The 22878-nt window shown below is 42.2% G+C and carries 18 protein-coding genes; 15 read left to right on the top strand and 3 right to left on the bottom strand.

Translation table 11 applies throughout. The features are described 5' to 3' along the window. A partial coding sequence (locus ACFORF_RS01835) for a transposase (RefSeq protein ID WP_380424846.1) occupies positions 1–374 on the bottom strand: 374 nt, incomplete at its 3' end. Between the two features lie 238 nt (positions 375–612). Between ACFORF_RS01835 and yycF the strand changes: the two genes are divergently transcribed. From yycF to ACFORF_RS01905, 14 genes are all read left to right on the top strand, one after another. Further along, entirely contained in the window at positions 613–1323 is a 711-nt protein-coding gene (gene yycF / locus ACFORF_RS01840) for a response regulator YycF (protein WP_380424849.1), read from the top strand. Beyond that, positions 1316–2710 (top strand): cell wall metabolism sensor histidine kinase VicK, encoded by a 1395-nt coding sequence (gene vicK / locus ACFORF_RS01845; protein WP_380424851.1) that lies wholly within the window; start codon positions 1316–1318, stop codon positions 2708–2710. Before yycF ends, vicK begins: the two co-directional genes overlap by 8 nt. Further along, entirely contained in the window at positions 2707–3510 is an 804-nt protein-coding gene (locus ACFORF_RS01850) for an MBL fold metallo-hydrolase (RefSeq protein WP_380424854.1), read from the top strand. Before vicK ends, ACFORF_RS01850 begins: the two co-directional genes overlap by 4 nt. Before the next feature lie 225 nt (positions 3511–3735). After that, entirely contained in the window at positions 3736–4377 is a 642-nt protein-coding gene (locus ACFORF_RS01855) for a GDSL-type esterase/lipase family protein (protein ID WP_380424857.1), read from the top strand. 84 nt (positions 4378–4461) lie between these two features. Continuing rightward, positions 4462–5286, top strand: coding sequence for a Cof-type HAD-IIB family hydrolase (locus tag ACFORF_RS01860; protein WP_380424859.1), 825 nt, complete (start codon positions 4462–4464; stop codon positions 5284–5286). A gap of 454 nt (positions 5287–5740) precedes the next feature. Next, positions 5741–6346, top strand: a complete 606-nt coding sequence (locus ACFORF_RS01865) for a histidine phosphatase family protein (protein ID WP_380424862.1) — start codon at positions 5741–5743, stop codon at positions 6344–6346. Positions 6347–6429: 83 nt separating this feature from the next. Next, the gene (locus ACFORF_RS01870) at positions 6430–7869 is read left to right on the top strand and encodes a 6-phospho-beta-glucosidase (RefSeq protein WP_380424864.1); all 1440 of its coding nucleotides are present in this window, start codon (positions 6430–6432) and stop codon (positions 7867–7869) included. Positions 7870–8155: 286 nt separating this feature from the next. After that, the gene (locus ACFORF_RS01875; protein WP_380424866.1) at positions 8156–9304 is read left to right on the top strand and encodes an AI-2E family transporter; all 1149 of its coding nucleotides are present in this window, start codon (positions 8156–8158) and stop codon (positions 9302–9304) included. Between the two features lie 14 nt (positions 9305–9318). Then, positions 9319–9447: a hypothetical protein gene (locus ACFORF_RS01880; RefSeq protein WP_380424869.1), complete on the top strand. Its 129-nt coding sequence runs from the start codon at positions 9319–9321 to the stop codon at positions 9445–9447. Between the two features lie 283 nt (positions 9448–9730). Next, a complete protein-coding gene (rfbD, locus tag ACFORF_RS01885; RefSeq protein WP_380424871.1) occupies positions 9731–10582 on the top strand; it encodes a dTDP-4-dehydrorhamnose reductase in 852 nt (283 codons plus the stop codon). Between the two features lie 231 nt (positions 10583–10813). Continuing rightward, entirely contained in the window at positions 10814–12613 is a 1800-nt protein-coding gene (gene uvrC, locus ACFORF_RS01890; RefSeq protein ID WP_380424874.1) for an excinuclease ABC subunit UvrC, read from the top strand. Positions 12614–12663: 50 nt separating this feature from the next. After that, a complete protein-coding gene (locus ACFORF_RS01895; protein ID WP_380424876.1) occupies positions 12664–13272 on the top strand; it encodes a nitroreductase family protein in 609 nt (202 codons plus the stop codon). A 263-nt stretch (positions 13273–13535) separates the two neighbouring features. Then, complete coding sequence (pepV, locus tag ACFORF_RS01900) at positions 13536–14942, top strand: dipeptidase PepV (protein ID WP_380424878.1); 1407 nt, start codon at positions 13536–13538, stop codon at positions 14940–14942. Between the two features lie 254 nt (positions 14943–15196). Continuing rightward, a complete protein-coding gene (locus tag ACFORF_RS01905) occupies positions 15197–16678 on the top strand; it encodes a YSIRK-type signal peptide-containing protein (protein WP_380424881.1) in 1482 nt (493 codons plus the stop codon). A gap of 68 nt (positions 16679–16746) precedes the next feature. Here ACFORF_RS01905 and ACFORF_RS01910 read toward each other — a convergent pair whose 3' ends face one another. Then, on the bottom strand, positions 16747–18753 hold the full coding sequence (locus ACFORF_RS01910; protein WP_380424883.1) for a subtype A tannase: 2007 nt from the start codon (positions 18751–18753) through the stop codon (positions 16747–16749). A gap of 84 nt (positions 18754–18837) precedes the next feature. Beyond that, positions 18838–20211 (bottom strand): tRNA uridine-5-carboxymethylaminomethyl(34) synthesis GTPase MnmE, encoded by a 1374-nt coding sequence (mnmE, locus tag ACFORF_RS01915; protein WP_380424886.1) that lies wholly within the window; start codon positions 20209–20211, stop codon positions 18838–18840. 271 nt (positions 20212–20482) lie between these two features. On the opposite strand from mnmE, the gene ACFORF_RS01920 reads away from it, so the two are divergent. Continuing rightward, positions 20483–22744, top strand: a complete 2262-nt coding sequence (locus tag ACFORF_RS01920) for a MucBP domain-containing protein (RefSeq protein WP_380424888.1) — start codon at positions 20483–20485, stop codon at positions 22742–22744. The last annotated feature ends 134 nt before the right edge of the window (positions 22745–22878 follow it).

Here is a 22878-nt window from a genome sequence, read left to right on the forward strand (position 1 = left end):
CAGTAGTAGATGGTGGAAATTGGGGCAGGGATGCCTTTAGCCATGACCATCATTTCAGGCGAATATTTCTGTTCCCAGTAGTGGACAATACGCTCTTTCAACTCCTTGGTTAAAGTCACAGGTCGAACAGATTTTGATTTATTTTCCTCGTAAATAGCTTGCGCTGCATCAGCCCGATAGACCCTCTCAAACTTTCCTTTACGCACTTGTTGCCTAACGAGTCCTCGTTTGATTTCGTTGTTAATCGTTTGCGGGGCTTTTCCAAGTAAAGCGGCAATCTGACGATGACTGATTCCTTCAGATTTCCATCGTTCAATCAAACGACGTTCTGTTAGTGTTAAATGTTTGCCTTTTGTAGTATAATGGTTTTGCATCTCAGAGTTCCTTTTAATGTGTTTGTGGTGAACTACATTATATCTCTCTGGGATGTTTTTTCATACTCTCAACTGGCTAACTTCATTTTAGAACTTTCAATTTTTTATTTTACTATGGTTTTTGTTGCAAATAGGTCTGAGAGTTTTCTTTTAAGGTTAATTTTGATATAATTTGAGGATAAGAAATCTTATAAAAGGGGAGAAGATGTTTTAATCTTCTCCTCCAAAGAGGTAAATCATGAAGAAAATTTTAATTGTTGACGATGAAAAGCCAATTTCTGATATTATAAAGTTTAATCTCAGTAAAGAAGGTTATGAAACCTTTACAGCCTTTGATGGTCGTGAAGCTCTGACTATTTTTGAAGAAGAGCAGCCTGATTTAGTAATACTTGATTTGATGCTACCTGAACTTGACGGTCTTGAAGTAGCCAAGGAAATTCGCAAAACTCACCGTACCCCAATCATCATGCTATCTGCCAAAGACAGTGAATTTGATAAAGTAATCGGATTGGAGATTGGTGCGGATGATTATGTCACCAAGCCTTTCTCAAATCGTGAACTCCTAGCCCGGGTTAAAGCCCATCTTCGTCGAACTGAGACGATTGAAAATGCAGTGGCTGAGGAAAATGCAAAAGGCAATACAGCAAGCATCCGCATTGGTGAACTAGAAATTCTTCCAGATGCTTATATTGCTGAAAAACGAGGTCAAGAAGTTGAATTGACCCACCGTGAGTTCGAACTTTTGCATCACTTGGCAACTCATATTGGCCAAGTGATGACCCGTGAAAACTTGCTGGAAACCGTTTGGGGTTATGATTATTTTGGTGATGTACGGACTGTTGATGTGACGATTCGTCGCCTCCGTGAAAAAATTGAAGATCAACCAAGCCGGCCAGAATATATTTTGACACGACGTGGAGTTGGTTACTTTATGAAAGCACATGATTAGTATTCTAAAAAATATCGACCTATTTGAATTGAGCCTTCTCATCATGTTGGCCCTAGTTTCACTTTACTTCCTCTATTTAGCTTTAAAGGACTATCGTCAAGTCATAGCCGTTAAGCAAATGAATGAAAAAATCAGTTCCATCATAAACGGAGATTACCAGGATGATTTGGTGATCAAATCCAGTCGGGATTTGGTTGAGCTGACGGATCACCTTAATGAACTTTCCGATCAGGTCCAGGTGACACAGGAAATTCTCTCTCAAGAAAAAAATCGTTTGGCTTCTATCTTGGCTTATATGACGGATGGCGTCATTGCAACAGACCGTGGTGGTCATATCATCATGATCAATGAGACCGCGACTCGATTTCTAGGCATCAAGGAAGAAGACGCTCTTGAGATGACCATTCAGGATATCTTGGGAAGTGATTACAACTACACCTATCATGATTTGGTTTCGAAAACACCAGAGTTGACCCTTTACCGGAGGAATGAATACGATGAATTCATTACCTTACGCGTACGATTTGCGCTTAACAGGCGTGAAAGTGGTTTTATTTCAGGGTTGGTAGCTGTTTTACATGATAATACAGAGCAGGAGAAAGAAGAGCGTGAGCGTCGACTTTTCGTTTCCAATGTCAGTCACGAATTGCGGACGCCGTTGACATCGGTAAAATCCTATCTAGAAGCTCTTGATGAAGGAGCTCTTAAAGAAGAAGTTGCACAGGATTTCATTAAGGTGTCATTAAATGAGACCAACCGCATGATGCGGATGATTACTGACCTTCTTAATCTCTCACGAATTGATAATCAAACAACACAACTCAATGTTGAATTGACCAATTTTACTGCCTTTATGACCTTTATTCTGAACCGTTTTGATCAGATTAAAAATCAGAATACAATCGGTGGGTCAGAAAAGTCTTATGAAATTGTCCGCGTTTATCCTCTGAAGTCTGTCTGGATTGAGATTGATAATGATAAAATGACGCAGGTTATTGACAATATTCTCAATAACGCGATTAAGTACTCACCAGATGGCGGTAAGATTACCGTTTCTATGAAAACGACTAATAATCAGTTGATTGTGTCTATTTCTGATGAAGGATTGGGGATTCCTAAAAAGGATTTGCCATTGATTTTTGACCGATTTTATCGTGTGGACAAGGCTAGAAGTCGTGCGCAAGGTGGTTCTGGTCTTGGACTTAGTATTGCTAAAGAAATTATCAAACAGCATAATGGCTTTATCTGGGCTAAGAGTGAGTACGGCAAGGGTTCGACTTTTACTATCGTTTTGCCTTATGATAAGGATGCTATAGCGGTAGACGAATGGGATGATACTGATGAGATCATCGATATTGATGAGTGGACAGAAGGGGACAATGCATGACCGACAGCGGTTTTAAATACAGTATTTTAGCATCGGGCTCTACAGGAAATGCTTTTTATCTGGAGACGGCGCAGAAGAAAATTTTGGTCGATGCAGGATTGACTGGTAAGAAAATTACCAGTCTTTTAGCTGAAATTGATCGCCGTCCGGAGGACCTAGATGCGATTTTGGTAACGCATGAGCATAGTGACCATATCCAGGGTGTCGGTGTACTTGCACGCAAATACCATCTTGATGTCTATGCCAATGCATTAACCTGGCAGGCTATGGAGGGAAAACTTGGAAAACTCGATGTGGCTCAAAAACATATTTTCGAGCGTGGAAAGATGTTGACCTTTGGAGATATTGACATCGAATCCTTTGGTGTCAGTCACGATGCAGCAGATCCCCAGTTCTATCGGTTTATGAAGGACGGTAAGTCCTTTGTCATGTTAACCGATACAGGTTATGTTAGTGATCGGATGTCGGGGCTCATTGAAAATGCGGACGGCTACCTGATTGAATCTAACCATGATATCGAAATCTTACGTTCAGGCGCTTATCCATGGAGTCTCAAGCAACGGATACTGTCAGACAAGGGGCATTTATCTAATGAAGACGGAGCCTTGACCATGATTCGGTCGATGGGGAATAACACCAAGAAAATTCACCTGGGTCACCTCAGTAAGGAAAATAACATCGTTGAACTGGCTCATATGACCATGAAAAATAATCTCCTTCAGGCAGATATAAATGTCGGTGAAGAAGTTGTGCTCTATGATACCTCACCCGATAGTGCTTCCCCTCTTTTGGACATCTAACTCTACAAAGGTTAGAGTGTAGAAGGGGCATACAAGCTTATGCTATTCCTGCTAAAACGATAGTTTACTAAATTCTCATAAACCACTTGCTACTTTTTGAAATTTTAAGTCATTGATAGCTTGTGGTCGATTAGGATATCAGATACTAAAATATAGGGTCCTTCCAGAAAATACTTGGAAGGATTTTTTTGTGGTCTATGCAAGATTCTATGATACAATAAGGTCATGACATCACAAGAATCTACACTTAACAAATACTATTCCAAAATCCAAGAAACGGTTCGTCAAGAATATGCGAGTTTAAATCGTCGAACGCTTCGAGAACCTGAGATTATTTTTATTGGTGATTCCATTATTCACCTATTCCCAATTGAAGAGTTATTGGTCAGCCGTAAAGTGATAGCTAATCGAGGGATTTCAGCCTATACAACGCGGGATTTACTGACTTATTTAGATATTCACGTGTTTGGTCAAGCAGTGGAAGAGGTTTTCATTCTAATCGGAACCAATGATATTGGGATGGGAATTCCTACAACTGAAACTCTCGCTAACCTATCTCAGATTATTACTCAGTTACAGAAAGACTATCCTAGCATAATGGTTAAATTGCTGTCTATTTTGCCAATAAACCAGGAACAACAATTTTCAGAAACAGTTGGTTTACGAACAAATCAAGCCATAGCAGAGCTCAATCAAGCCTATGCTCATTTACTGACGAGATTTGAGCTTGTTGAGCTATTACCTGTTCCTATGGGGCTTGTAGACGAAATTGGCCAATTAAAGTTGGAAGTTACTAAAGACGGCCTTCACCTTAATCAGGCGGGCTATCAGATATTAGCAAGAGATATTCAGACCCAACTTACCTAATGCCATAGGATAGTATCGGTTTTTCCCAGTATAGTAGCAGATATTTCAGGAGGAACCATGCTATCCTAAATAAGGAGGACAACAATGACAATTAAAGTAGTAGCGTGTGATCTTGATGGAACGTTTTTAAATGAACAAGGGAGTTATGATCGAACTCGTTTTGAGCGTGTTTTGGCTTGTCTAGAACAAAAAGATATTCGTTTTGTTGTTGCTTCTGGTAATAACATGAAGCGCATCAAATTGATTTTTGATGGACTGGTAGACAGGCTGTCCTACGTTGCTGAAAATGGAGCCTATGTCTTAGAAAATAATCAACCATTGATTCGACAACACATGAATCAGTCAGATATTCAGGATTTCTTGGCCTATTTTCAAGGACGTCATCGTGATTACCGTGTGATGATTTCTACAGGTAGTGGTTCCTATATGCTTGAGGGGATAAATATGGCGAATGCCTTCCACATGATTGAGGAAGAGCAGATGAAACTATTTTTATCTGGTATTCGCTTTATTGAGGATTTTAGTCAACTACCTCAGGGCGAAGAAATCTTAAAGGTGACCATGCTCTTGCCGGTTGATCAGTGCAATCAAATTTGTCAGGAATTTAATCAAGCATTTGAGGGACGTTTGACAGCCGTAACGAGTGGTTTTGGAGCCATAGATATTATCACAACAGGGATTCATAAGGCCTGGGGCTTGCAAATATTGTTGGAAAAGTGGGGAGTTACTTCCGAACAGGTTATGGCTTTTGGCGATGGAGAAAATGATATTGAAATGTTGAAACTAGCTAAACTCTCCTATGCTATGGACAATGCTCCACAGACCGTAAAGTCAGTGGCTCGTTACTTAGCCCCTCATCATCGTGACGAGGGAGTTTTGAGGGTGCTTGAAGACAAGTTTTTATCTTGATGAGGCTTGTTATGGCAAAATATGCGAACAAAAAATTAGAAAATAGTAAATTAGTTTGGCTATTTTAAGATTATTGCCCATTGTGCTAGTCTGACTGTTGAAAAGAATTGCACTAGAAAGCAGCTTGAGTGATCTGATACTTAGGCTGTTTTATTATGTAGAATTTAAATCTAAAGTTTTAGAAGTAAATCTTAGCATCAAAACTAAAAGTCAGCTAAACACTAGCATAACAGCCTGTTTCAAACAAGATAAATTTAAAAAGATGTACAGTCAGTTACTATAAACTCCTCCATAAATCTTATGATCACCATGCACGTAACCAAATGAAATGGTTCATGTAAACTTAAAATATAAAAACAGTTCAAAAAATTAAAATAATAATGTCAGAATTTAAAAAATATGATATAATATTTCGAAAGATTTGATTCTGTCAATATAATTTTTTGGAGAATGTATGAAGAAACGTTTATATTTGATGAAACATGGTCAGACCTTGTTTAACCAACTGGGGAGGATTCAGGGCTGGTGTGATTCTCCTTTAACATCTTTAGGGAGGGAGCAGGCATTGCTAGCTCGACATTTCTTTAAAGACGAAGGCATCAAGTTTGATCGGTATTATAGCTCAAGCTCAGAAAGATGCTGTGAGACCATGCAAATTGCAACGGGACAGACTTCCTTCATACGCTTAAAGGGGCTTAAGGATTGGAATTTTGGTCGAATGGAAGGCCAACAAGAATGTCTTTTTCCTAATCGAAATTCGATATATGAATCATTTGATGATTTCTATCTTCAATTTGATGGGGAAAGTGAAGGTCAATTTCGGTCTCGGATTTCGAGGACCATTCGGTCGATTATTGATGAGTTGGATAATGGGGAAACGGCGCTTGCCATTACCAATACAGGCGTCATTATTCAGTTGCTCAAATACCTCAAGCTTGAACAATATTTAGACCACACTTTTAGTCATGCGACGATTTTTGAATTTATTATAGGTGAAGAAGAGTATAAGCTTGCCCGTATCCTAGATATTGAGAATAACGTTCTGACAAACCGATTATAGTATCAGTTATCCGAAGAATTCTATCAGTTCTTCGGGTTTTCTTATGCTATAATGGAAGTATCAAATTTGAAAGAGGTTTCAAGATGACTGATTACAAACCATTTCCTGATGAATTTCTCTGGGGCGGAGCTACCGCTGCGAACCAATGTGAAGGGGCCTACGATGTCGATGGTCGTGGCCTAGCCAACGTTGATGTGGTGCCAATTGGCGAAGACCGTTTCCCAATCATTGCTGGTAAGAAGAAGATGTTTGACTTTGAAGATGGCTATTTCTACCCAGCCAAAGAGTCTATTGATTTTTACAATCACTACAAGGAAGATATTGCCCTTCTTGGTGAAATGGGCTTTAAAACCTACCGGATGTCCATTGCCTGGTCACGGATTTTCCCTAAAGGAGACGAATTAGTTCCAAACGAAGCAGGGCTTCAATTCTACGAAAATGTCTTCAAGGAATGTCGCAAGCATGGGATTGAACCATTGGTAACCATCACGCACTTTGACTGCCCGATGTATTTGATTGAGGAATACGGTGGTTGGCGTAATCGCAAGCTGATCGAGTTCTACGAGCGTCTCGTCACTGTCCTCTTTACCCGTTTCAAGGGCTTGGTGAAATACTGGTTAACCTTTAACGAAATCAACATGATTCTCCATGCGCCGTTTATGGGAGCAGGACTCTACTTTGAAGAGGGTGAAAATGTAGAACAGGTTAAATACCAGGCTGCCCACCATGAATTGGTTGCGTCAGCGATTGCTACTAAGGTTGCCCATGAGATTGACCCTGAAAACAAGGTCGGTTGTATGTTGGCTGCAGGGCAATACTATCCAAATACAGCCCATCCAGCTGACTACTGGGCTGCCATGTCTGAGGACCGTGAAAATTATTTCTTCATCGATGTTCAAGCGCGTGGGGAGTATCCTAACTATGCCAAGAAGAAATTTGAACGCCTTGGCTTGGATATTGAGATGACCGAAGAAGACCTCAAGGTTCTTAAAGAACATACGGTCGACTTTGTTTCCTTCTCATACTACTCAAGTCGTGTGGCATCAGGTGACCCTGCGGTTAATGAAAAGACAGCTGGAAATATCTTTGCGTCACTCAAAAACCCATATCTTGAGGCATCTGAATGGGGCTGGCAAATCGATCCACTCGGTCTTCGCATTACGCTGAATACAATCTGGGATCGTTATCAAAAACCAATGTTTATTGTTGAAAATGGTCTTGGTGCTGTTGACACGCCTGATGAGAATGGGTATGTGGAAGATGACTACCGCATTGACTACCTCCGTGAGCATGTTAAAGCTATGAATGCCACCATCAACGAGGATGGTGTTGAACTCTTGGGTTACACCACTTGGGGCTGTATCGACCTGGTTTCTGCAGGCACTGGTGAGATGAAGAAACGTTATGGCTTCATCTACGTTGACCGTGACAACGATGGTAATGGTACCCTCAAACGCAGCAAGAAAAAATCCTTCGACTGGTACAAGAAAGTTATCGCCTCAAACGGGACTGATATTGACTAACAAACTCTGAAACAGGTGACAAAAGGTCGCCTGTTTTTAGGTGTTTACTCAGCCAAATGACAGTATTTAGTGTATAATGGTAGACATTGATACTCTCTCAAATTCAAAACTATACAGCGGTAGATATTTTGGAGCGCACATCTGTCTTGTTTTTTGAAGTTTGGAATAGAAATCAGACCAAAAGAGTTTTGAGGAGATTGATGATGTCACTCAATTTGCCTCCATTTTCTGGTTTCACAGATTCTGATTTTTGAAAAGAGTATAATCTTAAGAAAGTTATGGTTTTATGCATTTAAATAAAAAAATCTTGGGCTATATTGTTCTAACAGTTGCACTTTGCTATGGGGTTATTGCCTACTGGTCAACGGGAGCAGGTCTATTAAATACAATCTATACGGCTACTTTGCCTTTCATCATGGGTGCTGGGATAGCCTATATTGTTAACATTGTCATGAGTGGCTACGAAAAAATAATGACCATGTTCATTAAGTGGAAGGTCTTTGATAAGTTTAAAAGACCCTTATCACTTTTCTTAGCTTACTTTACCTTTGTGTTGGTAGTCTTCATGATTTTTAACATTGTCTTACCTGATTTGATATCTAGTATCCAGTCGCTCCTCAGCTTTGACCCATCTGTTATTCAAGACTGGTTAAAAGACCTTCAGGACAATAAATTGGTGGCTAAAGCCTTGGAATATATGGGTGGCGATAGTCAGATTGTTTCCACACTGACATCGTATGGCCAACAGATTCTCAAACAAATTCTATCGACTTTGACTGGTGTTTTGACTTCGGTTTCCTCTATCGCATCTACCCTACTCAATGTTTTTGTGAGTGTTATTTTCTCTATTTATGTTTTGGCTAGTAAAGAAGATTTAGGCCGTCAGTGTCGCTTGTTAATTGATACCTATACAGGTCATTTTGCCGAGAAAATTTATTATGTGGTTAATGTTTTGCATAAACGATTCCATGGATTCTTTGTCGGTCAAACGCTTGAGGCTTGTATTCTCGGAACCCTCTGCTACATTGGCATGTTAATTTTCAATTTTTCCTATGCAGCAACTATCAGTGTCTTACTTGCCTTTACAGCTCTGATTCCAGTCGTCGGGGGTTATATTGGTGTTGTGGTTGGAGCAATTCTTATCATGACTCAGTCACCTATGCAGGCACTTTACTTTGTCATTTATGTTGTAGTCCTTCAGCAGTTTGAAGGGAATCTCATTTATCCTCGCGTTGTTGGTGGCTCGATTGGACTTCCTGCTATGTGGGTCTTGTTGTCCATCACGCTGGGCGGCGCCCTTGGCGGTATTCTTGGAATGTTAGTGGCGGTACCATTTGCGGCCAGTCTCTATCAGATTCTCAAGGATTATACCTATGAAAAAATAGCAGAGCAGGAGACTATTCCCGTTTCGGATAGTGATGATTCTATCAGTTAATATAGGAGAGCGGGATGAAAATCGGTAACTCGTCGAGTCCGATTGCCTCGCTTCTGAATTTTGGGCTCAGATTGACAGGGCCTCTTCTCAGACTGTTTGCCAGTGAGTATGTTAGCTTGGCTTCCCATTCAGCAGAGGTTTAGTAGTGATAAAGTGCTTAACGAATTGTTCAATAGATTTTCTAAGTCAGCAATTAGGGCTTTAAACCACTGCTTTGGTGAGTGATACTTTATAAAGTTTAAAGCTGGGTACTTTTGACCCGGCTTCTTTTTGCTTTCCTATTCTTGAATAAGACCATGAAAATGGTATAATAGTAACCAAGACGAGATAGTCTAACGAACGTTAACACAGTCTACCGAAATAAAGGTATGTTAGGACATAATTTAGTAGACTTTTAGATAGCCATAAAATACTGAAGGAGAATTCATGATTTTAATTACAGGAGCTAACGGCCAGCTTGGAACGGAAATGCGTCATCTTTTAGATGAGCGGGGAATTGACTACGTTGCAGCTGACGTGGCAGAAATGGATATTACAGATGCCGACAAGGTTGATGCTTTCTTTGCGGAAGTCAAACCAACGATTGTTTATCACTGTGCAGCCTACACAGCTGTCGATGCAGCAGAGGATGAGGGCAAGGAACTTAACTACGCTATTAATGTAACAGGGTCAGAAAATGTGGCCAAGGCTGCTGCCAAGTACGATGCTGTTTTGGTTTACATCTCAACTGACTATGTCTTCAACGGTGATAAGCCAGTTGGACAAGAGTGGGAAGTTGATGATGTTGCAGCTCCCCAAACTGAATATGGTCGCACTAAGCGTTTGGGTGAAGAAGCAGTTGAAAAATACGCTCCTAAATTCTACACGATTCGTACGGCTTGGGTATTTGGAAACTATGGTAAAAACTTTGTTTTTACCATGCGTAATCTAGCGGAGACACGTGATACCCTCGGTGTCGTTAATGACCAACATGGCCGTCCAACTTGGACCCGCACTTTGGCTGAGTTTATGACTTACCTCGTGGATAATGGACACGATTTTGGTTACTATCACCTTTCCAATGATGCCAGTGAAGATACAACCTGGTATGATTTTGCTAAGGAAATTTTAAAAGATAAGGATGTTACAGTAAATCCTGTGTCTTCAGACCAATTCCCAGCTAAGGCTAAACGTCCACTCAATTCAACCATGAGCCTGACAAAAGCAAAAGCAACAGGATTTGTGATTCCAACTTGGCAAGAAGCCTTAGCAGCATTTGACCAACAAGAGGTCAAATAGGCGAAGTTTGGGGTGACGGCAGTACTCCCAAAACTATAATGAAAGTAAAAAAGAAGTTTGACATCTTTGTTCAAGCTTCTTTTGTATTATCTGCTCTGCCATTTTTATAAAGATATTACTACCTTAATAACTAAAATCGAAAGCAAGCGTCTTCTAAACTCATGAGTATGTTGAAAACTAGGATTATGTCCAAGCATGTCTAAAAACCTCCAACCATGCTATAATAGAAGCATGAATGATACGATTAAACACAAATTGGAGCTCTTGCCAGATAGTCCCGGGTGCTACATTCACAAGAATGCAGGTGGCCAGATTATCTATGTCGGTAAGGCCAAAAATCTCAAGAATCGGGTGCGGTCCTATTTCCGGGGGAGCCACGACACCAAGACCGAGCTTTTAGTGTCTGAAATTGCGGACTTTGAGTACATCGTCACCGAGTCCAATATCGAAGCCCTGCTCCTTGAAATTAACCTCATCCAGGAAAACAAGCCCAAGTACAATATCAAGCTCAAGGATGACAAGTCCTATCCCTTTATCAAGCTGACCAAGGAGACTTACCCGCGTCTACTTATCACTCGTCAGGTTAAAAAGGACGGCGGGCTCTACTTTGGTCCCTATCCGGATTCCTATGCGGCTAATGAGATTAAGAAGCTTTTAGACCGGATTTTCCCCTTTAAAAAGTGCAAGAATCCGGCCAACAAGGTCTGCTTTTACTACCACATCGGCCAGTGCAATGCTCATACCATTTGTCAGACGGATCAGGCCTATTGGCATGGCTTAGTCGAAGATGTCAAGTCCATTCTTCATGGACGTGATGATAAGATTGTCAACGACCTTAAGAACAAAATGCAGGCCATGTCGCAGTCTCTAGAGTTTGAACGAGCAGCTGAGTACCGGGATATTCTCTCGGCCATTGATACCCTGCGGACCAAGCAGCGGGTCATGAACCAAGACCTCATGGACCGGGATATTTTTGGCTACTACGTCGAAAAGGGCTGGATGTGTGTGCAGGTCTTCTTTGTTCGCCAGGGCAAGCTCATTCAGCGCAAGGTCAATCTTTTTCCTTACTACAATGAGCCCGACGAAGACTTCCTAACCTTTATGGGGCAATTTTACCGAGAAAAGGAAAACTTTGTGCCCAAGGAAATCTTTATTCCCTCTGACATTGATGAAGCCTCTGTTAAAGCCTTGGTCGACACCAAGGTCATCAAGCCCCAGCGTGGGGAGAAGAAGCAACTGGTCAGCCTGGCGATCAAGAATGCCCGCGTCAGCCTGCAGCAGAAGTTTGATTTGCTGGAAAAAGACGTGTCCAAGACTCAGGGAGCTATTGAAAATCTGGGTACCTTGCTCGGCATCCCCAAACCCTACCGCATTGAGGCCTTTGACAACTCCAACATCATGGGGACCAGTCCGGTCTCAGCTATGGTGGTCTTTGAAAACGGTAAGCCCAAGAAATCGGACTACCGCAAGTACAAAATCCAGACCGTTGTCGGACCGGATGACTATGCTTCTATGCGAGAGGTCATCGAGCGACGCTATAGCAGAGCAGTCCGTGAGGGTGGTGTCCTGCCAGACCTCATCATCATCGATGGGGGTCAAGGCCAGGCCAATGCAGCGCGTGAGATACTGGATCAGCTAGGTCTGTCTATTCCCCTAGCAGGTCTTCAGAAAAATGACCGCCACCAGACCCACGAATTGCTCTTTGGCAATCCGCTGGAAGTAGTGGACCTGCCGAGACAATCCCAAGAGTTCTTTCTCCTCCACCGCATCCAAGACGAGGTGCACCGCTTTGCCATTACCTTCCATCGTCAAGTCCGCAGCAAGAACAGTTTTTCATCCCAACTAGACGGTATCGAAGGGCTGGGACCCAAACGCAAACAACTCCTCCTCAAACACTTCAAGAGTCTAACCGCCATCAAATCCGCAACCGTCGAAGAAATTTCAGCAGCAGGCGTGCCGGAGAAGGTGGCGGAAAGAGTAGTGGAGAAGATGGGACAGTTGGAGCAAACAAAATCCTCCTCTTCTCTCTAACCTCTCCCAATTTATGCTATAATAGTCTTATCAATTCCAGAGGAGTGCCTATGAAATTTTTAGAACTCAATAAAAAACGCCATGCTATCAAGCATTTTAATGATAAAAAAGTTGACTACAAGGACCTGCGAACAGCTATCGAAATAGCCCAACTTGCTCCATCTGCCCACAACATCCAGCCTTGGAAATTTGTGGTCGTTGAGGAGAAAAAGGTTGAGTTAGCTGGACTTGCCTATGGTGATAACAATGCCAACCAAATCAATACAGCCTCCTTTGCAGTCGTACTCTTTTCTGACACAGACTTGGAAAAACGAGCTCGTAAGATTGCCCGTGTTGGGGGAGCTAAAAACTTTTCAGAAGAGCAGTTGGAGAGACTCATGCAGTACTATCCAGCTGAATTTGCCCGCTACAGCGACCAGTACAAGAGTGATTACCTGGCCCTCAACGCTGGGCTCGTCATTATGAATTTTGTCTTGGCGCTGACGGACCAAGGTATCGCTTCAAATGTTTTGCTAGGTTTTGACCGTGACAAGGCTAATGATTTACTGGATATCGAAGGGCGCTTTCGCCCAGAAGTTGTGATTACAGTTGGTTATAGCGATGACAAGCCTGAGCCAAGCTACCGTCTACCTGTTGACGAGATTATCGAGCGTCGCTAGTTCTTAGCTCTGCTATGTTCACATAGCATTAAGGAGATATGCCATGTGGAAGAAAATGTGGAAACAAAAAAAGACCCTAGATCTAGCACTCTGTTATTTCATTGCGCCACTTGTTGCATCTATAATCACGGCTCTTCTAAGTGATGGGTAATGTGATGGGCAATCGTTGGCCTTTCGGATGCTGATTGGAGCCTTGATTTATTTCCTCTCTTACATGATTTGCCTATTTATTTAAACTTTGATAAAGGAGAAAAAACCTAACCATGACCATTGATTTTAAAGCAGAAGTTGACAAACGCCGCGAGGACATGATGGCTGATCTTTTCAGCCTCCTCGCCATTAATTCTGAGCGCGACGATAATCAAGCAGACGCTCAACACCCCTTCGGACCTGGACCAGTTAAGGCCCTTGAGAAGTTTTTGGAAATTGCAGAGCGCGATGGCTACGAGACTAGAAACGTCGATAACTACGCTGGCCACTTTACCTTCGGTGAAGGAGAAGAAGAACTGGGAATTTTTGCTCACATGGACGTCGTACCAGCTGGAAGCGGATGGAACACGGATCCCTACACTCCCGAAATCATCGATGGTAAGCTCTATGCGCGTGGGTCGTCTGATGACAAGGGCCCAGCCATGGCTTGTTACTATGGCCTAAAAGTCATCAAAGAACTTGGGCTTCCCGTGTCCAAACGTGTTCGTTTTGTCGTTGGGACAGACGAAGAGTCTGGATGGGGCGACATGGATTACTATTTTGAGCATGTTGGCCTGCCAGAGCCTGACTTTGGTTTCTCACCTGACGCCGAGTTCCCAATCATCAATGGTGAAAAAGGGAACATCACCGAGTATCTTCATTTTGGCAATGACAATGGCGGAACTTTTACCCTGCATAGCCTGACGGGAGGCTTGCGTGAGAACATGGTTCCTGAGTCTGCAACCGCAGTCTTCTCTGCTGATGTGACAGCCACAGATCTGCAAGCCAAACTCGATGCCTTTGCAGCCGAGTATGGCGTGACTGCTGAACTAGTTGACGAGTCAGGTCGCTTCACCCTTGCAGTTGTTGGTAAATCAGCCCATGGCGCTCACCCAGAAGCTGGTGTCAACGGGGCGACCTATCTGGCACGTTTCCTCAACCAATTTGACTTTGCGGGTTCAGCTAAAGCCTACCTTGCAGTCGCTTCAGATGTCCTTTTTGAAGACCATGCAGGTGAAAAACTGGGAGTTGCCTACACGGATGCTCGTATGGGTGCCTTGTCTATGAACGCTGGTGTCTTCAACTTTGATGAAAATTCAGCTGATAATACCATCGCTCTCAATTTCCGTTACCCACAAGGGACAGATGCTCCGACAATCAAGGCAGAACTGGAGAAATTAGCTGGTGTAGTTGCGGTGACCCTCTCTGAGCATGAACATACACCTCACTATGTTCCAATGGAAGACCCACTTGTATCAACCCTTCTCGATGTTTACGAGAAACACACAGGACTCCGTGGCCATGAACAGGTCATCGGTGGTGGTACCTTTGGTCGTCTCCTTAAGCGCGGTGTTGCCTACGGAGCTATGTTCCCAGGCTATACTGACACCATGCACCAGGCTAATGAATTCGCAGATGTTGAAGACCTCTACAAGGCGGCAGCAATCTATGCCGAAGCCATCTATGAGTTGATTAAATAACTTAAGCATCAAAAATAAGAGGCTGGGCAAAAAATTTCAGAAATAACAAATGGCTTAGGATAACGTTAGCAAAAAACGTTGATTCTAAGCCATTTAATGATTTTCAATTTTTATCAGAAAGGTAAAGTTCTGAACTTTTTACAACTTCTTATGTACTTTGAACAGATTAAAATTTTTTCAAAGTTTTTGGAAAACACTTCCATTAAGGAGATAACTGTGTTATACTTTTATCAGACTATGAAAGGAGATTTAAAATGAATAGTTTTACGGATAAGCAAAGAAAGTATTCTTTGCGTAAGTTGTCAGTTGGGGTGGCTTCAGTAGCCATTGCAACCTTCTTTTTGGGAGGTCAGGTGGTATCAGCTGATGAAGGAGTTGCATCGGAAACACCTGTTGCAACAACAACTGCACCAGCAACTGAAACTCCTGCTGCGACAGAACCTTCCAGTGCGGTAGTCAATATTGAAGAAAACTTTAATGAAGAAGTAACTGTTGTTAGTGAAGAATTAATTGATGGCAAGACAGCCAGCGATGTGGCAGCCGCAGATATTGAAGCTACCGTTTCTCAGCCAGTTGTTGAAGAAAGCAAAGCCCAAGTAGGTGATTTGGTGGCTGTTGAATCTAAGGTAGAAGAGCCAGTTGTGACTGCAAAAGAAGAAGGAAATAAGGTCACAGCTACTAGTGAAACTAAGGTTACTGTAACCTCTACCTACAAATCAGATGCCTCAGCACCTCTAGGTAAACAAGAACCAGTTATCAAAACTTATACAACTTCAGGAGTCTATGAAACACCTTCCGCTTACATTACCGAGAAAGAAACGGTGACTAAAGTAACTACAGTTGAAAATGTTAAGGTTGTTGAAACAACAGTTGTCTCTGAGGAAATTGCACCGACGGATATCGTTTTTGTGATTGATCGTTCAGGTTCAATGTCTGGTGCTATTGATAGTGTTGCTGAAAATCTTGCTACTTTTGTTGAAACGCTGAGTAAAAAAGGTGTAAAAGGTAGATATGGTTTAGCTACATTCAGTGATACAACTTATGACGAGAAAGACACCTATAGTCAATTCGGACCTTCTTATTTTACATCTGATGTAGCACTTATTCGCTCAGCTTTGGAAAATATTAAGTTGGATACGGGCGGTGATTTACCAGAAACACCAACTCCAGCTATTAATTTTGTTGCAAATTCATATGACTGGTCTAGTGACGGTTCCGTCAATAAATTTGTCATTTTAGTAACTGACGCGCTTGCTAAGGAAGATGAAACTAATGGGATTCCAACTCTTTCTAATATTGCTAAAGTGCTGAAAAATAAAGGAATTGATACTGCAATTATTGGGAGATCATCCGATCAAGATGAATATTCTGAGTTTGTAACTGCAACTGGAGGAGTGTATTTTGACATTAACTCAGATTATGAAAAATTGTTGACAGATGATGTTGCTACTTGGATTGTGGATTCTGTAGAGAATACTCGTTACTATACAGTTGTTACAGATGAATATACTCTAGTTGTAGAAATGGTGGCGGTTGAAAAACCTCAAGCAGTTGTTCCGGCTTCAGTTAAGCCTACTGAGTGTATAGCTGAAGCTAAACCAGCTGAATGTGCACCTGTTGCTAAGGCTGCTGCCCTACCAGCTACTGGAGAATCTTCAACTCTTGGTTTAACTAGTTTGGGTCTTATGACTGTAATGTCTGTGCTTGGACTATCTTTGAAAAAAAGAAAAAATTAAGTAGCTTTAGACTAAATTAAAAAGGCAAGCCCAATCTTGGATTTCCAAGATTGGACTTGCTTTTTATTTTATTTTGATGAATTCTCTAAACTTTCATTAACCCAGTCAATGAAGTTTTCAGAAGCATTACCAGTGATTTCGGCTTCAGTATGTCCATAGCCCCAAACCGTTGCAAAGTCAACATCCTCAATGCCGTAATTTTCGAGGGCAAGGGCAAGGTTTACCTCAGTAGACAAGGCGGTATCTCCTTGGTTGATACCGGTACGGATCCGCCAGTAGCTTGCGACGTTTGAACTATTGGCACCATCAGAGGTAGAAGCCAGGTAGTAAAGTGGCGAGTACATGTTAATTCGAGTGGTCAAATCAGTTCCTAGACTATCTGTTGTCTCCAAGTCTGTTGCAAAGTCGTCCTCGTAGTCGGTTCCTTTGGCAGCTTCAGCCACATAAGAGTCCCAGTGAATGCTGGTTCCATCAACACCGAAGAGTTGGTTTTCACCTTGAGATTTATCAAGGGCATCGAAGGCTGCCAAGGCTTTAGAGGCAGGTTTGAGGTACTTGACGAAGTCTGCCACACTTGTAATGGTAGCTGTGTTTGTTTTTTCGTCGTAGGTTACCCATTCTGACTCAGCATTCAGGGCATCGATGTATTCTTGAGCAGAATTATAGGTACCTGTCAGGTCAAGAGATGAAGTTGTTTCAGTCCGTTGAATATTGTCCACATCCTCGATTGAAGTGGTTGCTTCCTCACTTGATTCAGTTCCAGAAGGGGCACCACTTGGTGCTTGACCTGATGGAGCGCCGCTTGGTGCCTGACCAGAAGGTCCAGCTCCACCCATTAAGGAAGAAATATCGATTTTGCTCATCAGTTCCTTGATTTGGTCTTCTGAGTAAGTTGAAATCTGGCTAGCATCCATATCCAGTCCTGCAGCATCAATTAATTCTTGTAATTTCGTAGAGTCAATAGATGATAGCAAGCCAGAAATATTCATGCCACCAGAAGGCATGCCGCCTCCCATCATTCCACCGCCAGAAGAAGTTGACGAACCATCATACGGGAAGGTCGTATTAGCCAAGAAGGTGTTCAGCGAGCTTTCAATGGTCTCCTTGATATAGTCGTAGTAAGAACCTGCTTGGTAAATGCCGGTATCTGATTTTTCAAGTTTCAAGGTATTGCCATCGCTATCCTTGAGGCCGAGGCTATTAATGTATTCAGCATAGGCTTCTGCCAATCCATCAGAAATGGTTTGTTCGTCTTCTGATAAATCAGTACGAGAAGAGCCAAGGTTCCACTCGTAGGCCATATCAGCAGTATCCAAACTTGTTACTGGACACCAAGCCATAACACCTGCAACAGCATCAGAGACACCAGTAACTGCGCCGATTTCAGTCAAATAGTCATCGTAAAGGGCTGAGTCACCAGATGAGCCGATGATAGCAGATTGAGCACCTCCACCAGACATACCATAAACGAAAATAGAATCTGTTGAACCTGCGATTTCATCTGCAGTGTAACGGATGTAGCGAATGGCAGCCTTAGCATCTGTTACACCACCAGGTGCCCCAGAATCGCGACCACGAAGACCAGCAGAGACATAGATGAACCCTTCGTTAGTGTAGGTTGCTGCATCTGATGAGTAAGCTGTCAGAGCAGACATGGCAGAGTATCCAGGTGTGTTGATTGGGATGACGATTGGAGCAGACTCAGCCGTATAATTACCAACGGTTCCTTTAGGGTTAACTTCACAAGTATAGGTACCGTCACCATTATCTTTAGCCGTCATGTAGGCTTCTGGAACAAAGATGGAGAGAGTTTGTTGGTCTGCATCTGTTGGTGTCGCTGCATAGGAAATCCCGATTTGGTAGTAGACCTTATCGTCGGCATTATAGAGCCATTTGGTGTTATCGACCTTATCGAGGGTTGTTGTCACATCTCCAGTTGAGAGCTTAGATGTTTGAACAGTTGTCGTTTCCTTAGTAGAAGACGAATCCTTAGATGTTGTAGAGCAAGCTGTCAAGATAACAGCAGAAGCAAGCAAGGCCGCACTGGCCGTAAAAATCCATTTCTTTTTAGACATGGGTTCCTCCTAAATTTACTTGCACTCAGTTTATCAAAATTTCCTTAAAGCAAACTGAAATAGAGTTTTCGATATAAGAAAACTCTATTTTCCTAGACAGAACTGACTGAAGAGTTGGGTGATGAGCTCATCAGGTGCAGCATCACCTGTGATTTCACCAAGGATTTCCCAGGTCCTAGTCATGTCAACTTGTAGTAAATCAACTGGCATGCCCAGTTCAAGTCCTTCATTTACAGCTTTGAGGCTGGCAACGGCCTGTTCAATTAGTGAAATATGGCGGGCGTTAGACAGGTAGGTTGCATCTTGTTCAACCAATCCAGCATTATCAAAAAAGAGCTGATTGATGCGGTCCTCGATTTGGTCAATGTTGCGATTTTCAAGGACTGAAATAGCAATGCTGTCGTCAGGAAGCTGGTCTCGCTCAATCTGTTCAGGCAGGTCAGTCTTATTGAGCAAAATGATACGGTTGCTGGTCTCACTGAGTTCGAGGAGTGAACGATCTTGTTCCGTTAGAGGCTCTGAAGCGTTGAGGACCAGGAGGACCAGGTCAGCTTCACTAAGCGCCTTGCGGGAGCGTTCGACACCGATTTTTTCAACAACATCATCCGTCTCGCGGATACCTGCTGTATCAACCAGTTTGAGGGGAACACCCTTGATGTTGACGTATTCTTCAATGACGTCACGGGTGGTTCCAGCGATGTCAGTGACGATGGCCTTGTCTTCTCTGAGGAGATTATTAAGGAGACTAGATTTACCAACATTGGGACGACCGATGATAGCAGTAGATAAGCCTTCGCGTAGGATTTTACCACGTTTGGCAGTCCGAAGAAGGTTTTCCAACAAGGTTTGAAACTCAGCAGTCTTTTCCCTCAGGAGAGCTGTGGTCATCTCCTCCACGTCATCGTATTCGGGATAGTCGATATTGACTTCGACCTGGGCCAGGGTATTGAGAATTTCCTGACGGGTGTTGTTGATAAGGGTTGAGAGGGAGCCGTCCAGCTGTTGGATAGCGATGTCCATGGCCTTGTCAGTCTTAGCCCGGATAAGGTCCATGACAGCCTCGGCCTGTGTCAGGTCCATCCGTCCATTGAGGAAGGCACGTTTGGTAAACTCACCAGGCTCTGCCATTCTCGCCCCCTGACGAATGAGAAGTTGGAGAATTTCATTGGTGACAGCAAGGCCCCCATGAGTGTTAATCTCGATCACATCCTCGCGCGTGAAAGTTCGTGGTGCTTTAAGGACAGAGACCATGACCTCATCGAGAATATGACCGTTTGTAGGGTCAACAATATGCCCATAGTTGATGGTGTGGCTGGTTGTATTCTCCAAATCCTTGCCTTTGAAGACACGGTTGGCAATAGCAAAGCTCTCAGAGCCTGAGAGGCGAACAATCCCAATTGCACCCTCACCGAGTGGAGTTGAGATAGCAGTAATGGTATCAAAATCTTTGGTAATCATGATGATTCCTTTCAGATGAAAAGTTTTTAAAAAATAGAGTCTTTCCTTAAAAAATTAAAGAATATATCAAATTTCAGTATAAGTTTTTCTTAAAAATTCCTTTGTTAACAACTTTATATCGTTTGTTTAAAATTGAGCGACAATTTCAAGATTATCGAAAGGTTTAGTTGCTTTATTTGAAAAAACTTAGTATAGTAGAACTAAGTAATGAAAATAATTAAAAGTTAGGCTCGTTTAATTAAGTTTTAGGTTAATAAGGAAGAAAAACGTCATGTATTTTATGCGACATCAGCTAACTCGTCCCAAATGGCGGATGATTAAGCGAAAAAAATTCTTTATGTATACATGTGCGCTGGTGTTGGCTTTTACCCATCTTTCTCAGGGAGGAGTCGCTGTAAAAGCTTACGATTTATCAGACGCCACCTCTATTATAGCAGAAGATGGAAGTGATGCGATAGACAAAGTTTCTGAGGTTTTGAAAGATACGACTATAGTAGATTTAGTCGTCAACGTAGAAGGAACCGCTGATGTTGAGAGTCGTGAGATAACAGATTCAGTCGTAACTACTGAGACATCAACAAGCTCTGACTCTACAACAGAAGCTTCAACAGGAGTCGTAACTGAACTCACCCTTACAAGTGAATTAGAAGAAATAAACTCTACGAGCTCTGCTATGGCTGATAAGACAACAGTTTCTTCAGCAGATAGCTCTACATCAGGAATTGAGTCAGAAATCACAGAACCAGCCATTGATTACTCTACGGTTGACCTCTCTACTTTACCGAATCTCTTGGTCTATATACCGACAGAGGGGGCGACGGTGCTTTCTGGCTATGCTCCGATAGCTGGTATGACCGTTGACGTTACGAGTCAAGGAGAAACCTACACAACTACGGCGAATGACGATCGGACTTTCCAAGTAACTCTTGCGCCGGTTAAAGTTGGAGAAACAATCAATGTTTTAGCTTCAGGGGATTACAGTGGTCGTGTCATTTCCTATACAGTTGATATCAATCCTGTTGAAGCACCAAAGCCTATTGAAACAATTGTGGATTGGGTGCCAGAAAACGCAGGTAAGACGACGATTGTCTACAGTGTCCCAGATAGTAGTGGTGACCGAATCGTTGACCAGTTTATCCTTGATACAACTGACAAATATATCGGAGATGAGTACGATTATACTAGTTATCGTCAAGATACTTTGGTTTCAAATGATCTGACCTATAAGCTAGTTAAAACAGATGGCAAAGAGACTGGGAAATTAATCGGTAGTGATCAGACGATTACCTATTACTATGAGCCGCTGATTGGAGGCGATGTTTCAGTCGTATTCCAAGATGAGGCTGGAAATGTTTTACAAGAATCCATTAAGGTAAGAACTTCTGCCCAGGTTGGTGAAACTTATGATTCATCATCCTCTATTGCACCAACTTTGACTATAGATGGTAAAACTTATACCTTAGTCAATCAGGTGGGACAAGTATCAGGCCGAGTGACTGAACAAAATCAAGTTCTGACCCTAATCTATGCAGTACAAACTTCAGAGAGTACTGAAACTAATATCAATCCTAGTGATCCTGGCAAAGAGAATCCAACGTCAATAAATGCAGTGAATACAGAGGAAGTTGTAACTGCGGTTGTAGCGACTGCTAATCAGTCTGATTTAGTGAGTGAATTTGTTGAAGATGATTATATTTCAAGTAACCAAAAAACTGCAACACTCGAATCTTTAAGTCAGACGGCAACAAATTCTGACCAGGCTGTTGACTCAACCTATTTCCGAGATTATGTTGAGTCGGTTAGCAGTGCTCAGACTGATACAACTAATTCAAATAATCCATTAAATAATGTTGGGATAACAGAGCCGGGAGCCAGTCTGTCGAATGACGGGAATATTATGATTGTTCTACCGAAGAGAGCAAGTAATCTTGTGTTTAGTTTTGTAGATAGTAGCGGTGATTTAGTTCAAGTAACCTTGACCCAATCGCAAGACCATCAGTGGACAAGTGACAATTCAATTTTTAAAATTGATCAAGACAATAAGCAGGCTATTGTATCACCAACTGATTTGGGGACAACCACTTTATCTGCTCAATCCAACTTAGCCAATGGTGAGACCTTATCCCAAGTCCAATTTTCCATTGTATTGATTCCGGAAAAACCTATAATAGAAGCGACGAAAGGTGCTTTAGTTGTTCATCTTAACAAAGATGCAGTTAAATCTAAAATTCGTTATAAAAATACGGCGGGAAAAAAGATTACCGTAAATTTTGAAAAGTCAAGTGATGGTGTATGGGAATCGGATGATTTGAATTTCTTCATTTCACAGGAAAGTGGTACTATCTTGATTCCTAATGCTCTGCTAGCATCTGGTTCTCAAGTTGAAGCTACCTTGACAGATAAGCATGGGACGGAGTCTTATGCAGCTATCTACTATTTGAAAAAGAATTCAGATGATTTGATTCTATCTATAGAAGAACTGGTACCAAATGTTGAGGAAGTGATGACAATAGTAACAACCTTAACCACATAGAGCTATTAAAGAAGGTCAATCGGCCTTCTTTTTCGGGCTCTTTGTCAACTGTAGTGGGTTGACCAATTTAACACCGAGAGAGGACAGGACTTGTCTTCTCTCGTTTTATGTTTATGGCAATGAAAATACGAGTT

Source organism: Streptococcus caprae, assembly GCF_042649745.1.
Lineage (GTDB): Bacteria > Bacillota > Bacilli > Lactobacillales > Streptococcaceae > Streptococcus > Streptococcus caprae.